The organism is Pseudomonas sp. FDAARGOS_380, from assembly GCF_002591235.1.
GTDB classification, from domain to species: Bacteria; Pseudomonadota; Gammaproteobacteria; order Pseudomonadales; family Pseudomonadaceae; genus Aquipseudomonas; species Aquipseudomonas salmasensis.
In genome coordinates this window covers 1,361,455-1,381,419 of record NZ_CP023969.1, presented here as the reverse complement: position 1 = coordinate 1,381,419, position 19,965 = coordinate 1,361,455, and the positions used below count along the sequence as shown (strand labels likewise).

Here is a 19,965-nt window from a genome sequence, read left to right as displayed (position 1 = left end):
TCACTTTTGAACAGCGCAAAAGTAAGCAAAACGCTCTTGCCCCACCACTCGGCACCTCGCTTAGGCTCGGTGTGCCCGTAATCCGCCAGTGATTTGGGGGGCCGCCGCCACGCGCCATCCATGGCGCGGGGCGGCTAAACCGGCATCCCTGCCGGTTTACCCCCCAAATCCCTGTCGAATTCCGGCCAGCGTGGTTTAACGGGGCGCCAGAGATCAAAAGCAGATCAAGAGCAAGATCAAGAGCGACTCGCTTCGCATCGTGGTTACCGTCTGCTGCTACAGCCCACAAAGTTGTGTAGATACCTATGCTGCGATAGCGGTGTATCAGCCTAGGATGTGCTGGCTGACACACCGCTATCGCAGGCAAGCCAGCTCCCACATTGTTTTTGTATTACTCACACAATCTGTTTCCACTCCGCGCACCAATTTGTTACCGAATGCCCCAGCGTGACGCAAAGCTTCGCTGTCGTGACAAATCCTCTCTGCTGTAAAACGCCTCCGTAAGAAATTTCATCAAACCTCCAAGCCTTGATTATCAAGGCTTGCGCGCAGCTGCGAAAAAAATCTGCAGGGCTCAGTTCAAAAGTTGGCCGCTTGATTGCATATGCTTGTACATACAAGTAAGGATGTGTGCGTAAGACCTCGCACCATCCATGTCCGCGCATCGATCGCCGAGGAGTCCTAGCTGTGACCAAGCCTACAAAATACCGTGACGTCGAAATCCGCGCCGCCCGCGGTAACAAGCTCACCGCCAAAAGCTGGCTGACCGAAGCGCCGCTGCGCATGCTGATGAACAACCTCGACCCGCAAGTGGCCGAGAACCCCAAGGAACTGGTGGTGTACGGCGGTATCGGCCGCGCGGCGCGCAACTGGGAGTGCTACGACCAGATCGTCGAGAGCCTCACCAATCTGAACGATGACGAAACCTTGCTGGTGCAATCCGGTAAGCCGGTCGGCGTGTTCAAGACCCACAGCAACGCCCCCCGCGTGCTGATCGCCAACTCCAACCTGGTGCCGCACTGGGCCAGCTGGGAGCATTTCAACGAACTGGATGCCAAGGGCCTGGCCATGTACGGCCAGATGACCGCCGGCAGTTGGATCTACATCGGCAGCCAAGGCATCGTTCAAGGCACCTACGAAACCTTCGTCGAAGCCGGCCGCCAACACTACAACAGCGACCTGACCGGTCGTTGGGTGCTCACCGCCGGCCTCGGCGGCATGGGCGGTGCGCAGCCATTGGCCGCGACCCTCGCCGGCGCCTGCTCGCTGAACATCGAGTGCCAACAAGTCAGCATCGACTTCCGCCTGAACAGCCGTTACGTCGACGAGCAGGCCACCGACCTCGACGACGCCCTGGCGCGCATCGCCAAGTACACCAAGGAAGGCAAGGCCATCTCCATTGCGTTGCTGGGCAACGCCGCAGAGATCCTGCCAGAACTGGTCAAGCGTGGCGTGCGCCCGGACATGGTCACCGACCAGACCAGCGCCCACGACCCACTCAACGGTTACCTGCCGGCCGGCTGGACCTGGGACGAATACCGCGCTCGCGCCAAGACCGAGCCGGCCGCCGTGATCAAGGCCGCCAAGCAGTCGATGGCCGTACACGTCAAAGCCATGCTCGAATTCCAGAAGCAAGGCATCCCGACCTTCGACTACGGCAACAACATCCGCCAGATGGCCCAGGAAGAAGGCGTGGAAAACGCGTTCGACTTCCCAGGTTTCGTACCGGCCTACATCCGCCCACTGTTCTGCCGTGGCATCGGCCCGTTCCGCTGGGCGGCGCTGTCTGGTGACCCGCAGGACATCTACAAGACCGACGCCAAAGTCAAAGAACTGATCCCGGACGACGCCCACCTGCACAACTGGCTGGACATGGCTCGCGAGCGCATCAGCTTCCAGGGCCTGCCGGCACGTATCTGCTGGGTCGGCCTGGGCCAGCGTGCCAAGTTGGGCCTGGCGTTCAACGAAATGGTGCGCAGCGGCGAGCTGTCCGCGCCGGTCGTGATCGGCCGTGACCACCTGGACTCCGGCTCGGTCGCCAGCCCGAACCGCGAAACCGAAGCCATGCAGGACGGCTCCGACGCTGTGTCCGACTGGCCATTGCTCAACGCCTTGCTCAACACCGCGAGCGGCGCCACCTGGGTCTCGCTGCACCACGGGGGTGGTGTGGGCATGGGCTTCTCCCAGCACTCAGGGATGGTGATTGTCTGCGACGGTACTGACGAAGCGGCCGAGCGGATTGCCCGCGTGCTGCACAACGACCCGGCGACCGGGGTGATGCGCCATGCCGATGCGGGTTACCAGATTGCTATCGACTGCGCTAAAGAGCAGGGCCTGAACCTGCCGATGATCAAGTAACGGCTGGCGTAGAACCTGTGGGAGCTGGCTTGCCTGCGATGCAGACGACGCGGTCTGACAGTAAGACCGAGGCGATGCTATCGCAGGCAAGCCAGCTCCCACAGAAGAGCAAGATGCATACAAAACAATCCATCAGAGGTTGAACAACATGGCTGCAAACGACACCACCCCGTTGATCGAGAAACGTTCGATCGACTACATCCCGGAAGCGGAAAGACATGGTCGTCTATTCAGTCAATTCACCCTGTGGATGGGTGCCAACCTGCAGATCACTGCGATTGTCACCGGGGCGTTGGCCGTGGTGCTGGGCGGTGATGTGTTCTGGTCGTTGATCGGCTTGCTCATCGGTCAACTGATCGGCGGTGGCGTCATGGCGCTGCATGCGGCGCAAGGGCCCAAGCTTGGCCTGCCGCAGATGATTTCCAGTCGGGTGCAGTTCGGCGTGTATGGCGCGGCCATTCCGATTGTGCTGGTGTGCTTGATGTACCTGGGCTTTACCGCCACCGGTACCGTGCTGTCGGGCCAGGCGCTGGGCCAGTTGTTCGGGGTCAGCGACAGCGTCGGCATCCTGATCTTCGCCAGTGTCATCGTGCTGGTTACGGTGCTGGGTTACCGCGTGATTCACTTCATCGGCCGGGTCGCCAGCCTGATTGGCGTGGTTGCTTTTGTGTACCTGTTCAGCCGCCTGATGAGCCAGACCGACGTTGGCGCGCTCCTGCAAATCCGCCACTTCAGCTGGAGCAGCTTCCTTTTGGCCGTGTCACTTGCGGCCTCCTGGCAGATCGCCTTCGGCCCTTACGTGGCGGACTACTCGCGTTATCTGCCGAGCCGCACGTCATCGGTGAAAACCTTTCTGGCTGCTGGCGCAGGTTCGGTCATCGGTGCCCAAGTGGCGATGGTTCTCGGCGTGTTTGCCGCGGCCATGTCCAACGGGCAGTTTGCCGGCCACGAGGTGGCGTACATCGTGGGCTTGAGCGGCACGGGGGCCACCGCTGCGTTGCTGTACTTCAGCATCGCGTTCGGCAAGGTCACCATCTCGACGCTCAATTCCTACGGCAGCTTCATGTGCATCGCCACTATCATCAGCGGCTTTCGTGGGCGCCTGGAAGTCACGCGTCTGCAGCGTCTGGTGTTCGTGCTGTTGATTGTCGGCACGGCCACGCTGATCGCGTTGCTCGGCCAGCACTCATTTCTCGGTGCATTCAAGTCGTTCATCCTGTTCCTGTTGGCGTTCTTTACGCCCTGGAGCGCGATCAACCTGGTGGATTACTACTGCATCACCCGCGAGCGTTATGACGTGCCAGCGCTGGCCGACCCGAACGGTCGCTACGGCCGCTGGAACCTGCTGGGCATCAGCGTCTACGTATTCGGCGTGCTGGTGCAGTTGCCGTTCATCTCCACCAAGTTCTACACCGGCCCCTTGGTGGCCGCGCTGGGGGATGTGGATATCTCCTGGATCATCGGCCTGGTACTGCCGGCGGCCCTGTATTACGTGTGTGCAAAAAAATGGCACGGCACGGTACCCGATCACCTGATCCTGCCAAAAGAGCAGGGCGCTTCACCCATAACAAACGAGCTGGCTACACAAGCCTGATGGGACGTGGACAGGGCAGGACGCCTACTGACTGCCGTAATCCATTTCATGATTGGGAGCGTCACAACAATGACTATGAATAAGACCTTGCTGGCTACGTTGTTCGCCGCTGGCGTGCTGGCAAGCGCCGGCGCCCAGGCGGCCGGCTGGTGTGAATCCGGCAAGCCGGTGAAATTCGCCGGCCTGAATTGGGAAAGCGGCATGTTGCTCACCGACATCCTGCAAACCGTGCTGGAAAAAGGCTACGACTGCAAAACCGACAGCTTGCCGGGTAACTCCATCACCATGGAAAACGCCCTGGGCAGTAACGACATCCAAGTGTTCGCCGAGGAGTGGGTAGGCCGCAGCGAGGTCTGGAACAAAGCCGAGAAGGCCGGCAAAGTCGTCGGTGTCGGGGCTCCGGTGGTCGGCGCGGTCGAAGGTTGGTACGTGCCGCGCTATGTGATCGAAGGCGACGCCAAGCGCAAGCTGGAAGCCAAGGCGCCGGACCTGAAAAACATCGCCGACCTGGCCAAATACGCCTCGGTGTTCAAGGATCAGGAAGAGCCGTCCAAAGGCCGCTTCTACAACTGCCCGGCCGGCTGGACCTGCGAGCTGGACAACAGCGAAATGCTCAAGAGCTACGGCCTGGAAAGCACCTACACCAACTTCCGCCCGGGCACCGGCCCGGCGCTGGATGCGGCGGTGCTGTCGAGCTACAAACGCGGCGAGCCGATCCTGTTCTACTACTGGTCACCGACGCCGCTGATGGGCCAGGTCGACCTGGTCAAGCTGGAAGAAAAGCCCGGCGTGGATAAAACCGTGAGCATCAAGGTCGGCTTGTCCAAGACCTTCCACGAGCAAGCCCCGGAACTGGTGGCCGTGCTGGAAAAGGTCAACCTGCCCATCGACCTGCTGAACCAGAACCTGGGCCGCATGGCCAAGGAGCGGATCGAGTCGCCGAAACTGGCGAAAATATTTCTCAAGGAACATCCTGAAGTCTGGCACGCCTGGGTGAGCGAAGACGCAGCCAAGAAAATCGACGCGGCCTTGTAGGTCAAGGGTGCACGGCTACCCTCAAGGGTGGCCGGGCGGCTGGCCACAACCCACTGGATCGAGAGCACGATATGTTTCCTGAGAGTTTTACCTTTTCCATCGCCGACTGGGTCAACGGTTGGGTGGACGCACTGGTCACCAACTACGGCGATGTGTTCCGGCACATCTCCGACACGCTGCTGTGGGCCATCGTCAACCTGGAAGGCCTGCTGCGCGCGGCGCCCTGGTGGCTGATGCTGGCCATCGTCGGCGGTATTGCCTGGCACGCCACCCGCAAGGTGGTGACCACGGCGGTGATTGTCGGCTTGCTGTTCCTGGTGGGCGCGGTTGGCCTGTGGGACAAGCTGATGCAAACCCTGGCATTGATGATGGTGGCCACGGTGATCTCGGTGTTGATCGGCATACCCCTGGGCATCCTGTCGGCGCGCAGTAATCGCCTGCGCTCGGTGCTGATGCCGCTGCTGGACATCATGCAAACCATGCCCAGCTTCGTGTACCTGATCCCGGTGCTGATGCTGTTCGGCCTGGGCAAGGTCCCGGCGATTTTCGCCACGGTGATCTACGCCGCGCCGCCGCTGATTCGCCTCACAGACCTGGGCATACGCCAGGTCGATGGCGAAGTCATGGAAGCTATCAACGCCTTCGGTGCCAACCGTTGGCAGCAACTGTTCGGCGTGCAATTGCCGCTGGCGCTGCCAAGCATCATGGCCGGTATCAACCAGACCACCATGATGGCGCTGTCGATGGTGGTGATCGCCTCGATGATCGGTGCCCGTGGCTTGGGTGAAGACGTGCTCGTCGGCATCCAGACCCTCAACGTTGGCCGTGGCCTTGAAGCCGGGCTGGCGATCGTGATTCTTGCAGTGGTCATCGACCGCATTACCCAGGCTTATGGCCGCCCACGGCATGAGGCGAGCAAATGACGACTGTCAGCAAAATCGAAGTCAAAAACGTCTTCAAGATTTTCGGCGCGCGCGCCCAGGATGCGCTGGCCATGGTCGGCCAGGGCAAGACCAAAGACCAGGTACTGGCCGAGACCGGTTGCGTGGTCGGCGTGAATGACCTGTCCCTGAGCATCGGCACCGGTGAGATCTTTGTGATCATGGGCTTGTCGGGTTCGGGCAAATCCACCCTGGTGCGCCACTTCAACCGCCTGATCGACCCCACCAGCGGCGCGATCCTGGTGGACGGCGAAGACATCCTGCAACTGGACATGGAAGCCCTGCGCCAATTCCGTCGGCACAAGATCAGCATGGTGTTCCAGAGCTTCGGCCTGCTGCCGCACAAGAGCGTGCTCGACAACGTTGCCTACGGCCTCAAAGTGCGTGGCGAGACCAAGCAGGTCTGCGCCGAACGTGCGTTGCACTGGATCGAAACCGTGGGCCTCAAAGGCTACGAAAACAAATACCCGCACCAGTTGTCCGGCGGCATGCGCCAGCGCGTGGGCCTGGCTCGCGCCTTGGCGGCCGACACCGACATCATCCTGATGGACGAAGCCTTCAGCGCCCTCGACCCGTTGATCCGCGCCGAGATGCAAGACCAGTTGCTGGAGCTGCAAAAGACCCTGCACAAGACCATCGTATTCATCACCCACGACCTCGACGAGGCCGTGCGCATCGGCAACCGCATTGCGATCCTCAAGGACGGCAAGCTGATCCAGGTCGGCACCCCGCGAGAGATTCTGCACTCGCCGGCGGATGAGTATGTGGACCGCTTTGTTCAGCGGCGGGCGGCGGTGGTCTGATCCGGGCTGTGTGGTGAGGCTGCTGGCGCTTTCGCGAGCAAGCCCGCTCCCACATTTGGAATGCATTCCCCCTGTGGGAGCGGGCTTGCTCGCGAAGAGGCCGGCAATGCTGCCTAAGAATTGAAGAAGGTATAAAGATGTCCCAGGCAACCAAAATCATCATCGCCGACACCCCAATGCGCTGGCAGGACGTCACCGCCGTTGCCCGTCACGGCGCCGTGCTCGAACTCTCCGGCCACGCCTGGGCGCGCATCGACAATGCCCAAGCCATCGTGCAGCGCATCGTCACCAGCGGCGAGCGCGCCTATGGCGTCAACACCGGCCTGGGCGCGCTGTGCAACGTCTCGCTCAAGACCGAGCAACTGAGCCAACTGTCGCGCAATACGCTGCTGAGCCATGCCTGTGGCGTCGGCCCGGTGCTCAGCGATGAGCAAACCCGCGCGATCATCTGCGCGGCGATCATCAACTACAGCCACGGCAAGTCCGGCCTGCATCCGCAGGTGGTGCACGCGCTGCTGGCGCTGCTCAACCACGGCATCACCCCGCAAGTGCCGTCCCAAGGCTCGGTGGGGTACCTGACCCACATGGCCCATATCGGCGTGGCCCTGTTGGGCGTTGGCAATGTGAGCTACCGCGGCCAGATCGTCACGGCGCAACACGCGTTACAGGCTGAAGGCTTGCAGCCGGTGGTACTCGGTGCCAAGGACGGCCTGTGCCTGGTCAATGGCACGCCGTGCATGACCGGCCTGAGTTGCCTGGCCCTGGCCGATGCGCATCATTTGCTGCAATGGGCCGACGTGATCGGTGCCATGAGTTTCGAAGCCCAGCGCGGCCAAATCGACGCCTTCGACGAAGAAATCATTGCTCTCAAGCCGCATCCTGGCATGCAGCAAGTAGGTATCAACCTGCGTGCCCTGCTCGACGGCAGTGAGGTGATTGCCAGCAGTAAAGGTATTCGCACCCAGGACGCCTTGAGCATTCGCTCGATCCCGCAGATTCACGGCGCGGCCCGCGACCAGGTGGAACACGCCACGCGCCAGATCGAGACCGAACTCAACAGCGCCACCGACAACCCGCTGGTGCTGGGCACGCCGGACAATTACCGCGTGGTGTCCCAGGCCAACCCCCACGGGCAGTCCGTCGCGATGGCGGCCGATATGCTCGCCATCGCCATGGCCGAGATCGGCTCGGTGGCCGAGCGCCGCCTGGACCGCCTGGTCAACCCGCATGTCAGCGGCCTGCCAGCCTTTCTGGTGAGCAACCCGGGCGTCAACTCCGGGATGATGATCGTGCAGTACGTCGCCGCGTCGTTGTGTGGGCAGAACCGCCAGTTGGCGCAACCTGCCGTGCTCGACAACTTCGTCACCTCGGGCCTGCAGGAAGACCACTTGAGCATGGGCACCAATGCCGCGCTCAAGCTGCACCGGGTGCTGGCCAACGTCACCCAGATTCTTGCCATCGAGTACCTGCTGGCGGCCCAGGCTTTCGAGTTTCTCAAGGACCAGCGCTTCGGCGCCGGTACCGACCGCGCCTGGCGTCTGCTGCGCGAAGTGGTCCCCGCCTATGAGCAGGACCGCTGGCTGGCGCCGGATATTGCCGCCGCTGCCCAGCTGCTTAAAGACACTGCATTACCGAATTTGCACTGAACACCTAAGAACAATTCACAAGGAGAATGAATGTGACTGCGCTAAACCTGATTCCAGGCCAACTGAGCCTCGCCCAACTGCGTGCCATCTACCAGCAGCCAGTAACCCTCCGCCTGGATGACAGCGCCTCGGCCCAGATCGAAGCCAGCGTTGCCTGTGTGGAGCAGATTCTCGCCGAGAACCGCACCGCCTATGGCATCAACACCGGTTTCGGCCTGTTGGCCTCGACCCGCATCGCCAGCGAAGACCTGGAAAATCTCCAGCGCTCCCTGGTGCTCTCCCATGCTGCTGGCGTCGGTGAGCCGATCAGCGATGCGCTGGTGCGACTGGTCATGGTGCTCAAGGTCAACAGCCTGAGCCGTGGTTTCTCCGGGATTCGTCGCCAGGTGATCGACGCGCTGATCGCGTTGATCAACGCCGAGGTGTACCCGCACATTCCGCTCAAGGGTTCGGTCGGCGCCTCCGGTGACCTGGCGCCGCTGGCGCACATGTCCCTGGTACTGCTTGGCGAAGGCAAAGCGCGCCACAACGGCGAATGGCTGGAAGCCACCGAAGCGCTGAAAATCGCCGGCCTCACGCCGCTGACCCTGGCCGCCAAAGAAGGCCTGGCCCTGCTCAACGGCACCCAGGTGTCCACGGCCTATGCCCTGCGTGGCCTGTTCGAAGGCGAAGACCTGTTCGCCGGTGCCCTCGCGTGCGGCGGCCTCACTGTGGAAGCGGTACTGGGTTCGCGCTCGCCGTTCGATGCGCGTATTCATGCGGCGCGTGGCCAACGTGGTCAGATCGACTCGGCAGCGGCCTATCGCGACCTGCTCGGTGAGAGCAGCCAGGTGTCCCAATCGCACCAGAACTGCGACAAGGTACAAGACCCGTATTCCCTGCGTTGCCAGCCACAGGTTATGGGCGCCTGCCTGACTCAATTGCGCCAGGCCGCCGAAGTGCTGGTGGTAGAAGCCAACGCAGTGTCGGATAACCCGCTGGTCTTCGCCGCCGAGGGCGACGTGATTTCCGGTGGCAACTTCCACGCCGAACCGGTGGCCATGGCTGCCGACAACATGGCGCTGGCCATTGCCGAAATCGGCTCCCTGAGCGAGCGCCGGATTTCGTTGATGATGGACAAGCACATGTCGCAACTGCCGCCGTTTCTGGTGGGCAATGGCGGGGTGAACTCCGGTTTCATGATCGCCCAGGTGACTGCCGCCGCGCTCGCCAGCGAGAACAAGGCGCTGGCCCATCCCCATAGCGTCGACAGCTTGCCGACCTCGGCCAACCAGGAAGACCACGTGTCCATGGCCCCGGCTGCGGGCAAGCGTTTGTGGGAAATGGCCGAGAACACCCGAGGCATCCTCGCGGTGGAATGGCTCGCGGCGTGCCAGGGCCTGGACCTGCGCGACGGCCTGAAGACCTCGCCCAAGCTGGAAAAAGCCCGTGGCATCCTGCGCGGCAAAGTGGCGTTCTATGACAAGGACCGTTTCTTCGCCCCGGACATCAACGCCGCCAGCGAACTGCTCGCCAGCCGCTGCCTGAATGAGCTGGTGCCGGCCAAGTTGCTGCCAAGTCTCTAACACGCCGCCGCCCCCACTGTAGGAGCGAGCTTGCTCGCGAAAATCGCCAACGATTACGCGTTAAACCTGACACACATCAGCGCTCTCAGGTTTTTCGCGAGCAAGCTCGCTCCTACAGGTGAGGGCGCGTTTTTCTCGGATAAGAATAATTAGGGAAGAGAAATGCACCAGCCAGAAAAAGGTTTGAAACGCGGGCTCAACGCCCGACATATTCGCTTCATGGCCCTGGGTTCCGCGATCGGCACCGGGCTGTTCTATGGCTCGGCCTCCGCCATCCAGATGGCCGGCCCGGCCGTGCTGCTGGCCTACCTGATCGGCGGCGCCGCCGTCTTCATGGTGATGCGCGCCCTCGGCGAGATGGCCGTGCACAACCCGGTGTCCGGCTCCTTCGGCCACTACGCCAGCACCTACCTGGGGCCGATGGCCGGGTTTATCCTCGGCTGGACCTACGCCTTTGAAATGATCATCGTCTGCCTTGCCGACGTTACCGCGTTCGGCATCTACATGGGCTTCTGGTTTCCCGAAGTGGCCCGTTGGGTCTGGGTGCTGGGCATCGTGTTTTTGATCGGCGGCCTGAACCTGTGCAACGTCAAAGTCTTTGGCGAGATGGAGTTCTGGCTGTCACTGCTCAAGGTCGGCGCCATTGTGGCGATGATCCTCGGCGGCTTCGGCATCATGTTGTTCGGCATTCACTCGGCAGGCGAAACCCAGGCCAGCGGCCTGAGCAACCTGTGGGCCCACGGTGGCTTCATGCCTAACGGCATCGGCGGGTTGATTGCCTCGTTTGCGGTGGTGATGTTCGCCTTTGGCGGCATCGAAATCATTGGCATCACCGCCGGTGAAGCCAAGGACCCGCAGCGCGTGATCCCCAAGGCAATCAACGCGGTGCCGCTGCGTATCCTGCTGTTCTACGTGCTGACCCTGTTCGTGTTGATGGCGATCTACCCGTGGCCGCAGATCGGCAGCCAGGGCAGTCCGTTCGTGCAGATCTTCAGCAACCTGGGGATTGGCTCGGCGGCGACTATCCTCAATATCGTGGTGATCTCGGCGGCAGTGTCGGCGATCAACAGCGACATCTTTGGCGCCGGCCGCATGATGTACGGCCTGGCTCAACAAGGGCAGGCGCCCAAGGGCTTCGCGCAATTGTCCAAACAAGGCGTGCCATGGATGACCGTGGTGGTCATGGGCGCCGCCTTGCTCGGCGGTGTGGTGCTCAACTACCTGATCCCGGAAAACGTGTTCCTGCTGATCGCTTCGATTGCCACCTTCGCCACCGTGTGGGTCTGGCTGATGATCCTGTTTACCCAGGTCGCCATGCGCCGCTCCATGACCAAGGCGCAGGTCGCCGAACTGAAATTCCCGGTGCCGTTCTGGCCCTATGCGCCGGCAGCGGCCATTGTGTTCATGCTGTTTGTGTTTGGTGTACTCGGTTACTTCCCGGACACCCAGGCGGCGTTGATGGTGGGCGCCGTGTGGATCGTGCTGCTGATCATCGCCTACTGGCTGTGGGTCAAGCCTGCCGCCGGGCAAACGGCCAAGGTCGATTACGACCCGGTCTTGTCTCATCGATAACTTAGGGAGGCGTTGATGAAAACGCTTTGGCAACACTGCCACGTCGCAACCATGGCCAATGGCAAATACTCGATCATCGAGGATGCCGCCATGGTGACTGCCGGCTCGCTCATCGAGTGGGTCGGCCCCCGCAGCCAGGCGCCGACGGCGGATTACGCCCAGGTGCATGACTTGCAAGGCGCGTGGGTCACCCCCGGGCTGATCGACTGCCACACCCATGCGGTGTTTGGTGGTAATCGCAGCGGCGAATTCGAGCAGCGCCTCGAAGGTGTCAGCTACGCCGAGATCGCGGCCAAGGGCGGCGGCATTGCCAGCACTGTGCGTGCCACGCGTGCAGCGACGGAAGATGAATTGTTCCTGAGCGCTGAAAAGCGTCTGCGCAGCCTTTTGCGTGACGGCGTGACCACCGTGGAAATCAAGTCCGGCTACGGCCTGGACCTGGCCAACGAACGCAAGATGCTGCGCGTGGCCCGGCGCCTGGGTGAAGCACTGCCGGTCAGCGTGCGCGCCACCTGCCTGGCCGCCCATGCGTTGCCGCCGGAGTACAAGGACCGCGCCGACGACTACATCGAGCACATCTGCAGCCAGATGCTGCCGGCCCTGGCCGCCGAGGGGGTGGTGGATGCGGTCGATGCCTTCTGTGAGTACCTGGCGTTTTCCACTGAACAGGTCGAGCGGGTGTTCAAGGTTGCTCAGCAACTTGGCCTGCCGGTGAAGCTGCACGCCGAGCAACTCTCGTCGTTGCACGGCTCAAGCCTGGCGGCGCGCTACCAGGCGCTGTCGGCCGACCACCTGGAATTCATGACCGAAGAAGACGCCATCGCCATGGCCGCTGCCGGCACCGTCGCCGTGTTGCTGCCGGGGGCTTTTTACTTCCTGCGTGAAACCCAACTGCCGCCCATGGAGGCCCTGCGCAAACACGGCGTGAAGATCGCCATCGCCAGCGACCTCAACCCCGGCACCTCGCCGGCGCTGTCGGTGCGGCTGATGCTGAACATGGCCTGCACCCTGTTCCGCATGACCCCGGAAGAAGCCCTGGCCGGCGCCACGCAACACGCGGCCACCGCGTTGGGCCTGGGTGATACCCATGGTTCCCTGGAAGTGGGCAAGGTCGCGGACTTTGTCGCCTGGCAGATCGACCGCCCCGCCGACCTGGCCTACTGGCTGGGTGGCGAACTGGATAAACGCGTCGTGCGCCACGGCGTCGACGTCACTGTTTGAGAGGATGCTGTTGTGGATAAGGTTCTGACGTTCAAACAAGGCCGTGTACCGCTGCTGATCAGCATGCCCCACGCCGGCCTGCGCCTCACCCCTGCGGTCGAGGCCGGGTTGATCCCCGAGGCGCAAAGCCTGCCGGACACCGACTGGCATATCCCCCTGTTGTATGACTTTGCCGAAGAACTGGGCGCCAGCACCCTGGCTGCGCAGTACTCGCGGTTTGTCATCGACCTCAACCGGCCTTCCGACAACACGCCGCTGTATGCCGGCGCTACGACCGGCCTGTACCCCGAGACGCTGTTCGACGGCGTGCCGTTGTTCCGTGAAGGGCAAACGCCCTCCGACGAAGAACGGGCCAGCTACCTGCAAAAAATCTGGGGGCCGTACCACCGTCAACTGCAAGAAGAACTGGCACGCCTCAAGGCCGAGTTCGGTTATGCGTTGCTGTTCGACGCGCACTCGATCCGCTCGGTGATCCCGCACCTGTTTGACGGCAAATTGCCGGACTTCAATTTGGGTACCTTCAACGGCGCTGCGTGCGACCCGCAGCTGGCCAGCCAGCTGGAAGCCATCTGCGCCCAGCATCCGCAATACACCCATGTGCTGAATGGGCGCTTCAAGGGCGGCCATATCACCCGTCACTACGGCAACCCGGCGCAGGATATCCATGCGGTGCAGCTGGAGTTGTGCCAGAGCACCTATATGGAGGAGTTCGAGCCGTTCCGTTATCGCCATGATTTGGCCGAGCCGACGCAGGTGGTGTTGAGGCAGTTGCTGGAAGGGCTGTTGGCTTGGGGGCAGAAGCACTACCGGTAATTGTTGGTGCTGCTGCAATAGCTTTCGCGAGCAAGCCCGCTCCCACGCTTGACCGCGCTCTATCATGAGAATGCGCTCCAAATGTGGGAGCTGGCTTGCCTGCGATAACGGTGGTTCAGCAACACTTTTATCAACTGACACACCGCCATCCCGGCAAAGGGCTGGCCCACGGTTGTTTGCGGGCTCGCGGCCAGGTGCCGGAGGTGGATCGGCTGTATGACTATCTGCTTGGTTACCTGAGGCGCGAACTGCTGACACAGGTCTAAGTGCTCAAGGACATGCTCATTGCACAATTCGGGTTTATGATGCCAAACGGCAAAATAATAGACGTCCCCCCAGGGATGAACCCGACACCCTACGGAGCACGCAATGCAGACTTGGTACCCGCAGATCAAACCCTACGCCCGGCACGATCTGGCTGTCGATGACACCCACACCCTGTATGTCGATGAAAGTGGCTCCCCCGAAGGCTTGCCTGTCGTGTTCATCCATGGCGGCCCCGGCTCCGGTTGCGACGCCCAGAGCCGCTGCTATTTCGACCCGAACCTCTACCATATTGTCACCTTCGACCAGCGTGGCTGCGGCCGCTCCACGCCAAGGGCGAGCCTGGAGAACAACACCACTTGGGATCTGGTCGCCGACCTTGAACGCATCCGCGAGCACCTGGGCATCGACAAGTGGGTGCTGTTCGGCGGCTCCTGGGGCTCGACCCTGGCCCTGGCCTACGCGCAAACCCATCCCGAGCGTGTGCTCGGCCTGATCGTGCGCGGCATCTTCCTCGCCCGCCCCCAGGATATTCGCTGGTTCTACCAGGAGGGCGCGAGCCGCCTGTTCCCGGATTACTGGCAGGACTACGTGGCCCCGATCCCGGTGGAGGAGCGCCACGACATGATCGCCGCTTACCACAAGCGCCTGACCGGCAATGACCAGATCGCCCAGATGCACGCGGCCAAAGCCTGGTCGGGCTGGGAAGGCCGCATGTTGGGCCTGTGCCCGAGCCCACAGCATGTGGAGCGGTTTTCCGAGCCGCAGCGCGCCTTGTCCATCGCACGTATCGAATGCCATTACTTCACTAACAACTCCTTCCTGGAGCCCAACCAGCTGATTCGCGATATGCACAAGATCGCCCATCTGCCTGGCGTCATCATCCATGGCCGCTACGATATGATCTGCACGCTGGATAACGCCTGGGAACTGCATCAGGCCTGGCCCAACAGCGAGTTGCAGGTGATCCGCGAGGCCGGGCATGCGGCATCCGAGCCGGGTATCACCGACGCACTGGTACGTGCGACCGGCGAAATGGCCCGGCGCTTGCTCGACCTGCCGCCTGAAGAAGCATGAAGGGCCTGTTGCAGCGGGTGCGTGGCGCCCGGGTCGAGGTCGCGGGTGAGGTGGTAGGCTCGATCGACCAGGGTTTGCTGGTACTGGTGGCCGTCGAGCCTTCAGATACGCCCGAAAGCGCCGACAAACTGCTGCACAAGCTGCTTAACTATCGGGTGTTCAGTGACGAGGACGGCAAGATGAACCTGTCCCTCAAGGACATCGGCGGCGGTTTGCTGCTGGTGTCGCAGTTCACCCTGGCGGCGGATACCAAAAGCGGGCTGCGGCCCAGCTTCTCCACGGCGGCTCCACCGGCCCTGGGAGCGGCGCTTTTTGATCACTTGTTGTTACAAGCGCAACAATTGCATGGCAAGGTGGCGTCAGGGCGTTTTGGCGCGGATATGCAGGTGCACTTGGTCAATGATGGCCCTGTGACCTTCCTCTTACAGACATGAATGTATGAAAAACGACGTTAATGCCTAAAAACGCAGGGTTTCGCTACAAATACTTCGCTGCCCCTGATGCGTTGTCTCGCGGGCTACTAGATAATCGCGCGCTACGGGGATCAGCGTTGTTTGGTCCATTTTTGACTTAGGTAGAGCCTTGTCCGACAACCGCGTGGGGAATCATTTTGCCCCAGAGGAGTCGGAACATTGCTCGCCAACCTGGCATATAGATAGCTGGCAGTTGGTTTTTTGATCTGTTTTCGGCGAGGGTTGCTCGTGATTGTTAGTCCCTGTAATGCACCAAAATTGTCTGCCAAACGGTTACGAAACGCACTGGTGACGGGCTCCGCCCTGTTTTGCCTGTTCGGCGCGGGTCAACTGTGGGCGTTCAGTCTGGATGATGTGTCGGCCAAGGCAAAAGAGCTGGCTGGGCAGAAATACGAAGCTCCGCGCAGCAATTTGCCGAACGAATTCCGCGAAATGAAATTCGCTGACTACCAGAAAATTCGTTTCCGCAATGAAAAAGCCGAGTGGGCCGATCAGAACACCCCGTTCAAGCTGTCCTTCTATCACCAGGGGATGCATTTCGACACCCCGGTGAAAATCAACGAAGTCACCGCCGACAGCGTGCATGAAATCAAGTACGACCCGACGCGTTTCGATTTCGGCGATGTGAAATTTGATCCTAAAGCCACCGAACAGCTGGGTTACGCCGGTTTCCGTGTGCTTTTCCCGATCAACAAGGCCGACAAGCAAGACGAAATCATGACCATGCTCGGCGCCAGCTATTTCCGCGTCGTGGGCAAGGACCAGGTATATGGCCTGTCTGCCCGTGGCATGGCGATCGACACCGCATTGCCGTCTGGCGAAGAATTCCCGCGTTTCACCGAGTTCTGGATCGAGCGTCCAAAGCCGGGTGACAAGCACCTGGTGATCTTTGCACTGCTGGATTCGCCACGCGCCACTGGCGCTTATCGTCTGATCCTGCGCCCTGGCACCGACACCGTGGTGGACGTCAAATCCCAGATGTTCCTGCGTGACAAGGTCAGCAAGCTGGGCGTTGCGCCGTTGACCTCGATGTTCCTGTTCGGCGCCAACCAGCCGTCCAAGGTCCTCAACTACCGTCGCGAGCTCCACGATTCCAGCGGCCTGTCGATCCACGCCGGCAATGGCGAGTGGATCTGGCGCCCGCTGAACAACCCTAAACACTTGTCTGTCAGCAACTTCAGCGTCGAGAACCCGCGTGGGTTCGGCCTGTTGCAGCGTGGTCGCAACTTCAGCCACTACGAAGACCTGGACGACAACTACGACAAGCGCCCAAGCGCCTGGATCGAACCTGAAGGCGACTGGGGCAAAGGCTCTGTCGACCTGGTCGAGATCCCGACTGCCGATGAGACCAACGACAACATCGTGGCCTTCTGGAGCCCGGCCGAACTGCCGGAAGTCGGCAAGCCGCTGGACGTAGCCTACCGCCTGCACTGGACATTGGACGACGCGGCTTTCCATTCGCCGGACAGTGCCTGGGTCAAGCAGACCCTGCGTTCTACCGGTGACGTGAAGCAATCGAACCTGATCCGTCAGCCCGACGGCAGCGTGGCCTACCTGGTGGACTTCGAGGGCCCGTCCCTGAAGAAACTGCTGCCGGACGCGCCGGTACGTAGCCAGGTGAGCGTGGGCGATAACGCCGAACTGGTTGAAAACAGCGTGCGTTACAACGAACACACCAAAGGCTGGCGCCTGACCCTGCGTATGAAGATCAAGGACGCAAGCAAGCCGACCGAAATGCGTGCGGCCCTGGTGCAGGATATCGTGCAGCCTGAGCCTGAGTCGGTTTCCAACCATGTGCTCAAGGCCGACAAAGTCGTGGCCAAGCAGCATGAGAAACAGGCCAAGAAAGACGCCAAGGACAAGGAAGCCAAACAGCCTGAGGCTGCCCCAGCCACACCGGAGCCGATCAAGACCGAGCAAGTCCTGACCGAAACCTGGAGCTATCAGTTGCCTGCCGATGAGTAATTCTCAAGTCAAGCCAGAGACTCTGTCCGAGTACCTGGCGCATCTACCCATGACGGCTGAGCAGCGCGCCGAGCTGGCGGGCTGCACGTCCTTCAGCGAGTTGCACGAGCGCCTGTCATCCAAGACCTTCGACGCACCGACCGATGCTGCCCAAGCGTCGGTTGGCCGCCGCTTGACCCTCAACAGCGCCGAAGAACTGGAAGACGCCGAGATGCTGGCGCTCGATGCCAGCGGTCGCGTGTGCCTGAAGGCCACGCCGCCGATCCGTCGGACCAAAGTGGTGCCCGAGCCTTGGCGCACCAACATCCTGGTGCGCGGTTGGCGCCGGATGACCGGTCGCACCAACCCGCCCAAGCCACCCAAAGATGAGCGGGTACTGCCGGCTGCGCGCTGGCGTACCGTGGGTTCGATCCGTCGTTACATCCTGTTGGTGCTGATGCTGGGCCAGACCATCGTGGCCGGCTGGTACATGAAAGGCATCATGCCGTACCAGGGCTGGTCGCTGGTGGACTTCGACGAAATTCGCAACCAGACCCTGCTGCAAACCGCTACCCAGGTACTGCCTTACGCGCTGCAAACCAGCATCCTGATCATGTTCGGGATTCTGTTCTGCTGGGTGTCGGCCGGTTTCTGGACCGCGCTCATGGGCTTCTTGGAACTGCTGACTGGTCACGATAAGTACCGTATCTCCGGTAAAAGCGCCGGCGACGAGCCGATTCCCAAGGATGCGCGCACCGCGCTTGTGATGCCGATCTGCAACGAAGACGTGCCGCGTGTATTCGCCGGCTTGCGTGCAACGTTCGAATCGGTGGCCGCGACCGGTGACCTGGATCGCTTCGACTTCTTCGTGCTCAGCGACAGTAACGACGCCGACATCTGCATCGCCGAACAGCAAGCCTGGCTCGACGTCTGTCGCGAAGCCGGTGGTTTCGGCAAGATCTTCTATCGCCGTCGTCGCCGTCGCGTTAAGCGCAAGAGCGGCAACCTCGACGACTTCTGCCGTCGTTGGGGCGGTGACTACAAGTACATGGTCGTTCTCGACGCCGACAGCGTGATGAGCGGCGAGTGCCTGACCAGCCTGGTGCGCCTGATGGAAGCCACGCCGGATGCCGGGATTATCCAGACCGCGCCGCGTGCGTCGGGCATGGATACCCTGTATGCGCGCATGCAGCAGTTCGCTACCCGCGTATACGGCCCGCTGTTTACCGCCGGCCTGCACTTCTGGCAGTTGGGTGAATCCCACTACTGGGGCCACAACGCCATTATCCGTATGAAGCCGTTTATCGAGCACTGCGCCCTGGCGCCGTTGCCAGGTAAGGGCGCGTTTGCCGGTGCGATTCTTTCCCACGACTTCGTTGAAGCCGCGCTGATGCGCCGTGCCGGCTGGGGCGTGTGGATTGCCTACGACCTGCCGGGCAGCTACGAAGAACTGCCGCCGAACCTGCTGGATGAACTCAAGCGTGACCGCCGCTGGTGCCACGGTAACCTGATGAACTTCCGCCTGTTCCTGGTTAAAGGCATGCACCCGGTGCACCGTGCGGTGTTCCTCACCGGCGTGATGTCCTACCTGTCGGCGCCGTTGTGGTTCTTCTTTTTGGTGCTGTCCACGGCGTTGCTGGCGGTGAATACGCTGATGGAGCCGCAGTACTTCATGGCTCCGCGCCAGTTGTACCCGCTGTGGCCACAATGGCACCCGGACAAGGCGGTAGCGCTGTTCTCCACCACCATCGTGCTGTTGTTCCTGCCTAAACTGCTGAGCATCATCCTGATCTGGGCCAAAGGCGCGAAAGAGTTTGGTGGCAAGTTCAAGGTGACCCTGTCGATGCTGCTGGAGATGCTGTTCTCCATGCTGCTGGCGCCGGTGCGGATGATTTTCCACACCCGTTTCGTCCTCGCTGCGTTCCTTGGCTGGGCCGCTACCTGGAACTCGCCACAACGTGACGACGACTCCACGCCATGGAGCGAGGCGGTCAAGCGCCACGGTCCGCAAACCGTGCTGGGCTTTTTATGGGCGCTGCTGGTGGTGTGGTTGAACCCAAGCTTCCTGTGGTGGCTGGTGCCGATCGTCGGTTCGCTGATGCTGTCGATCCCGGTGTCGGTGATTTCCAGCCGGGTCAAGCTGGGCCTCAAGTCCCGCGACGAGAGCCTGTTCCTGATCCCTGAGGAATACAATCCGCCGCAAGCCCTGCTGTCGACCGAGCAGTACACCCACGAAAACCGTTGGCATGCCCTCAACGACGGCTTTGTGCGTTCGGTGGTCGACCCGCAGCAGAACGCCCTGGCCTGCGCCTTGGCGACCTCGCGGCACCGGGAGGCCGAGCCCATCGAGTACCTGCGCATGGAGCGTGTTCGCCACGCGTTGAAAGTTGGCCCGGCCGGCCTCAACAACAGCGAACGCCTGGCGCTGCTCAGCGACCCGGTGGCCTTGGCTCGCCTGCATGAGCAGGTGTGGAGCGAAGGTCATGCCGAGTGGCTCGGCGCTTGGCGTGCCTCGATCAAGGCCGATCCGCACGCGCCATTGCTGCCCCTGCAACCACAGTCGCCCCAGGCCCAACCGGCCTGATTCAGGCACCCCCGAAGGCTCACTTCGGGGGTGTTTCAAACGTTGGTCCTACAGCGTTTTTAGCCCCTTCCTTTT

General features: G+C 61.6%; 13 protein-coding genes and 2 pseudogenes. All 15 read left to right on the top strand.

Features of this window, described 5'->3' with window-relative positions; all coding sequences use genetic code 11:
• The first annotated feature begins 687 nt into the window (after positions 1-687).
• Complete coding sequence (gene hutU / locus CRN80_RS06585; protein WP_014716533.1) at positions 688-2,358, top strand: urocanate hydratase; 1,671 nt, start codon at positions 688-690, stop codon at positions 2,356-2,358.
• Positions 2,359-2,506: 148 nt separating this feature from the next.
• Positions 2,507-3,952 carry a cytosine permease gene (locus CRN80_RS06580; protein ID WP_032893998.1) on the top strand — a complete coding sequence of 482 codons (1,446 nt, stop codon included), beginning with the start codon at positions 2,507-2,509 and terminating at the stop codon, positions 3,950-3,952.
• A 69-nt stretch (positions 3,953-4,021) separates the two neighbouring features.
• A complete protein-coding gene (locus tag CRN80_RS06575) occupies positions 4,022-4,987 on the top strand; it encodes an ABC transporter substrate-binding protein (protein WP_098949793.1) in 966 nt (321 codons plus the stop codon).
• A gap of 71 nt (positions 4,988-5,058) precedes the next feature.
• On the top strand, positions 5,059-5,910 hold the full coding sequence (locus CRN80_RS06570; protein WP_003187838.1) for a proline/glycine betaine ABC transporter permease: 852 nt from the start codon (positions 5,059-5,061) through the stop codon (positions 5,908-5,910).
• Positions 5,907-6,731, top strand: a complete 825-nt coding sequence (locus tag CRN80_RS06565; RefSeq protein ID WP_003187840.1) for a glycine betaine/L-proline ABC transporter ATP-binding protein — start codon at positions 5,907-5,909, stop codon at positions 6,729-6,731. The genes CRN80_RS06570 and CRN80_RS06565 overlap by 4 nt, the downstream gene beginning before the upstream one ends.
• Before the next feature lie 137 nt (positions 6,732-6,868).
• Complete coding sequence (hutH, locus tag CRN80_RS06560; protein WP_098949792.1) at positions 6,869-8,377, top strand: histidine ammonia-lyase; 1,509 nt, start codon at positions 6,869-6,871, stop codon at positions 8,375-8,377.
• 26 nt (positions 8,378-8,403) lie between these two features.
• Complete coding sequence (hutH, locus tag CRN80_RS06555) at positions 8,404-9,942, top strand: histidine ammonia-lyase (RefSeq protein ID WP_098949791.1); 1,539 nt, start codon at positions 8,404-8,406, stop codon at positions 9,940-9,942.
• Between the two features lie 162 nt (positions 9,943-10,104).
• Entirely contained in the window at positions 10,105-11,514 is a 1,410-nt protein-coding gene (locus CRN80_RS06550; protein ID WP_014716540.1) for an amino acid permease, read from the top strand.
• Between the two features lie 15 nt (positions 11,515-11,529).
• The gene (hutI, locus tag CRN80_RS06545) at positions 11,530-12,735 is read left to right on the top strand and encodes an imidazolonepropionase (protein ID WP_098949790.1); all 1,206 of its coding nucleotides are present in this window, start codon (positions 11,530-11,532) and stop codon (positions 12,733-12,735) included.
• Between the two features lie 12 nt (positions 12,736-12,747).
• Positions 12,748-13,548: an N-formylglutamate deformylase gene (gene hutG, locus CRN80_RS06540; protein WP_032893991.1), complete on the top strand. Its 801-nt coding sequence runs from the start codon at positions 12,748-12,750 to the stop codon at positions 13,546-13,548.
• A 146-nt stretch (positions 13,549-13,694) separates the two neighbouring features.
• Positions 13,695-13,814, top strand: a pseudogene (locus CRN80_RS31515) (alpha/beta hydrolase); the annotation flags it as partial.
• Between the two features lie 103 nt (positions 13,815-13,917).
• The gene (pip, locus tag CRN80_RS06530) at positions 13,918-14,889 is read left to right on the top strand and encodes a prolyl aminopeptidase (protein WP_014716544.1); all 972 of its coding nucleotides are present in this window, start codon (positions 13,918-13,920) and stop codon (positions 14,887-14,889) included.
• On the top strand, positions 14,886-15,323 hold the full coding sequence (gene dtd, locus CRN80_RS06525; protein WP_032893990.1) for a D-aminoacyl-tRNA deacylase: 438 nt from the start codon (positions 14,886-14,888) through the stop codon (positions 15,321-15,323). Before pip ends, dtd begins: the two co-directional genes overlap by 4 nt.
• Positions 15,324-15,590: 267 nt before the next feature.
• The gene (locus CRN80_RS06520) at positions 15,591-17,327 is read left to right on the top strand and encodes a glucan biosynthesis protein G (RefSeq protein ID WP_032897635.1); all 1,737 of its coding nucleotides are present in this window, start codon (positions 15,591-15,593) and stop codon (positions 17,325-17,327) included.
• A pseudogene (mdoH, locus tag CRN80_RS06515) lies at positions 17,320-19,898 on the top strand (glucans biosynthesis glucosyltransferase MdoH); the annotation flags it as partial. The gene CRN80_RS06520 and the pseudogene mdoH, both read left to right, overlap by 8 nt.
• Between the last annotated feature and the right edge of the window lie 67 nt (positions 19,899-19,965).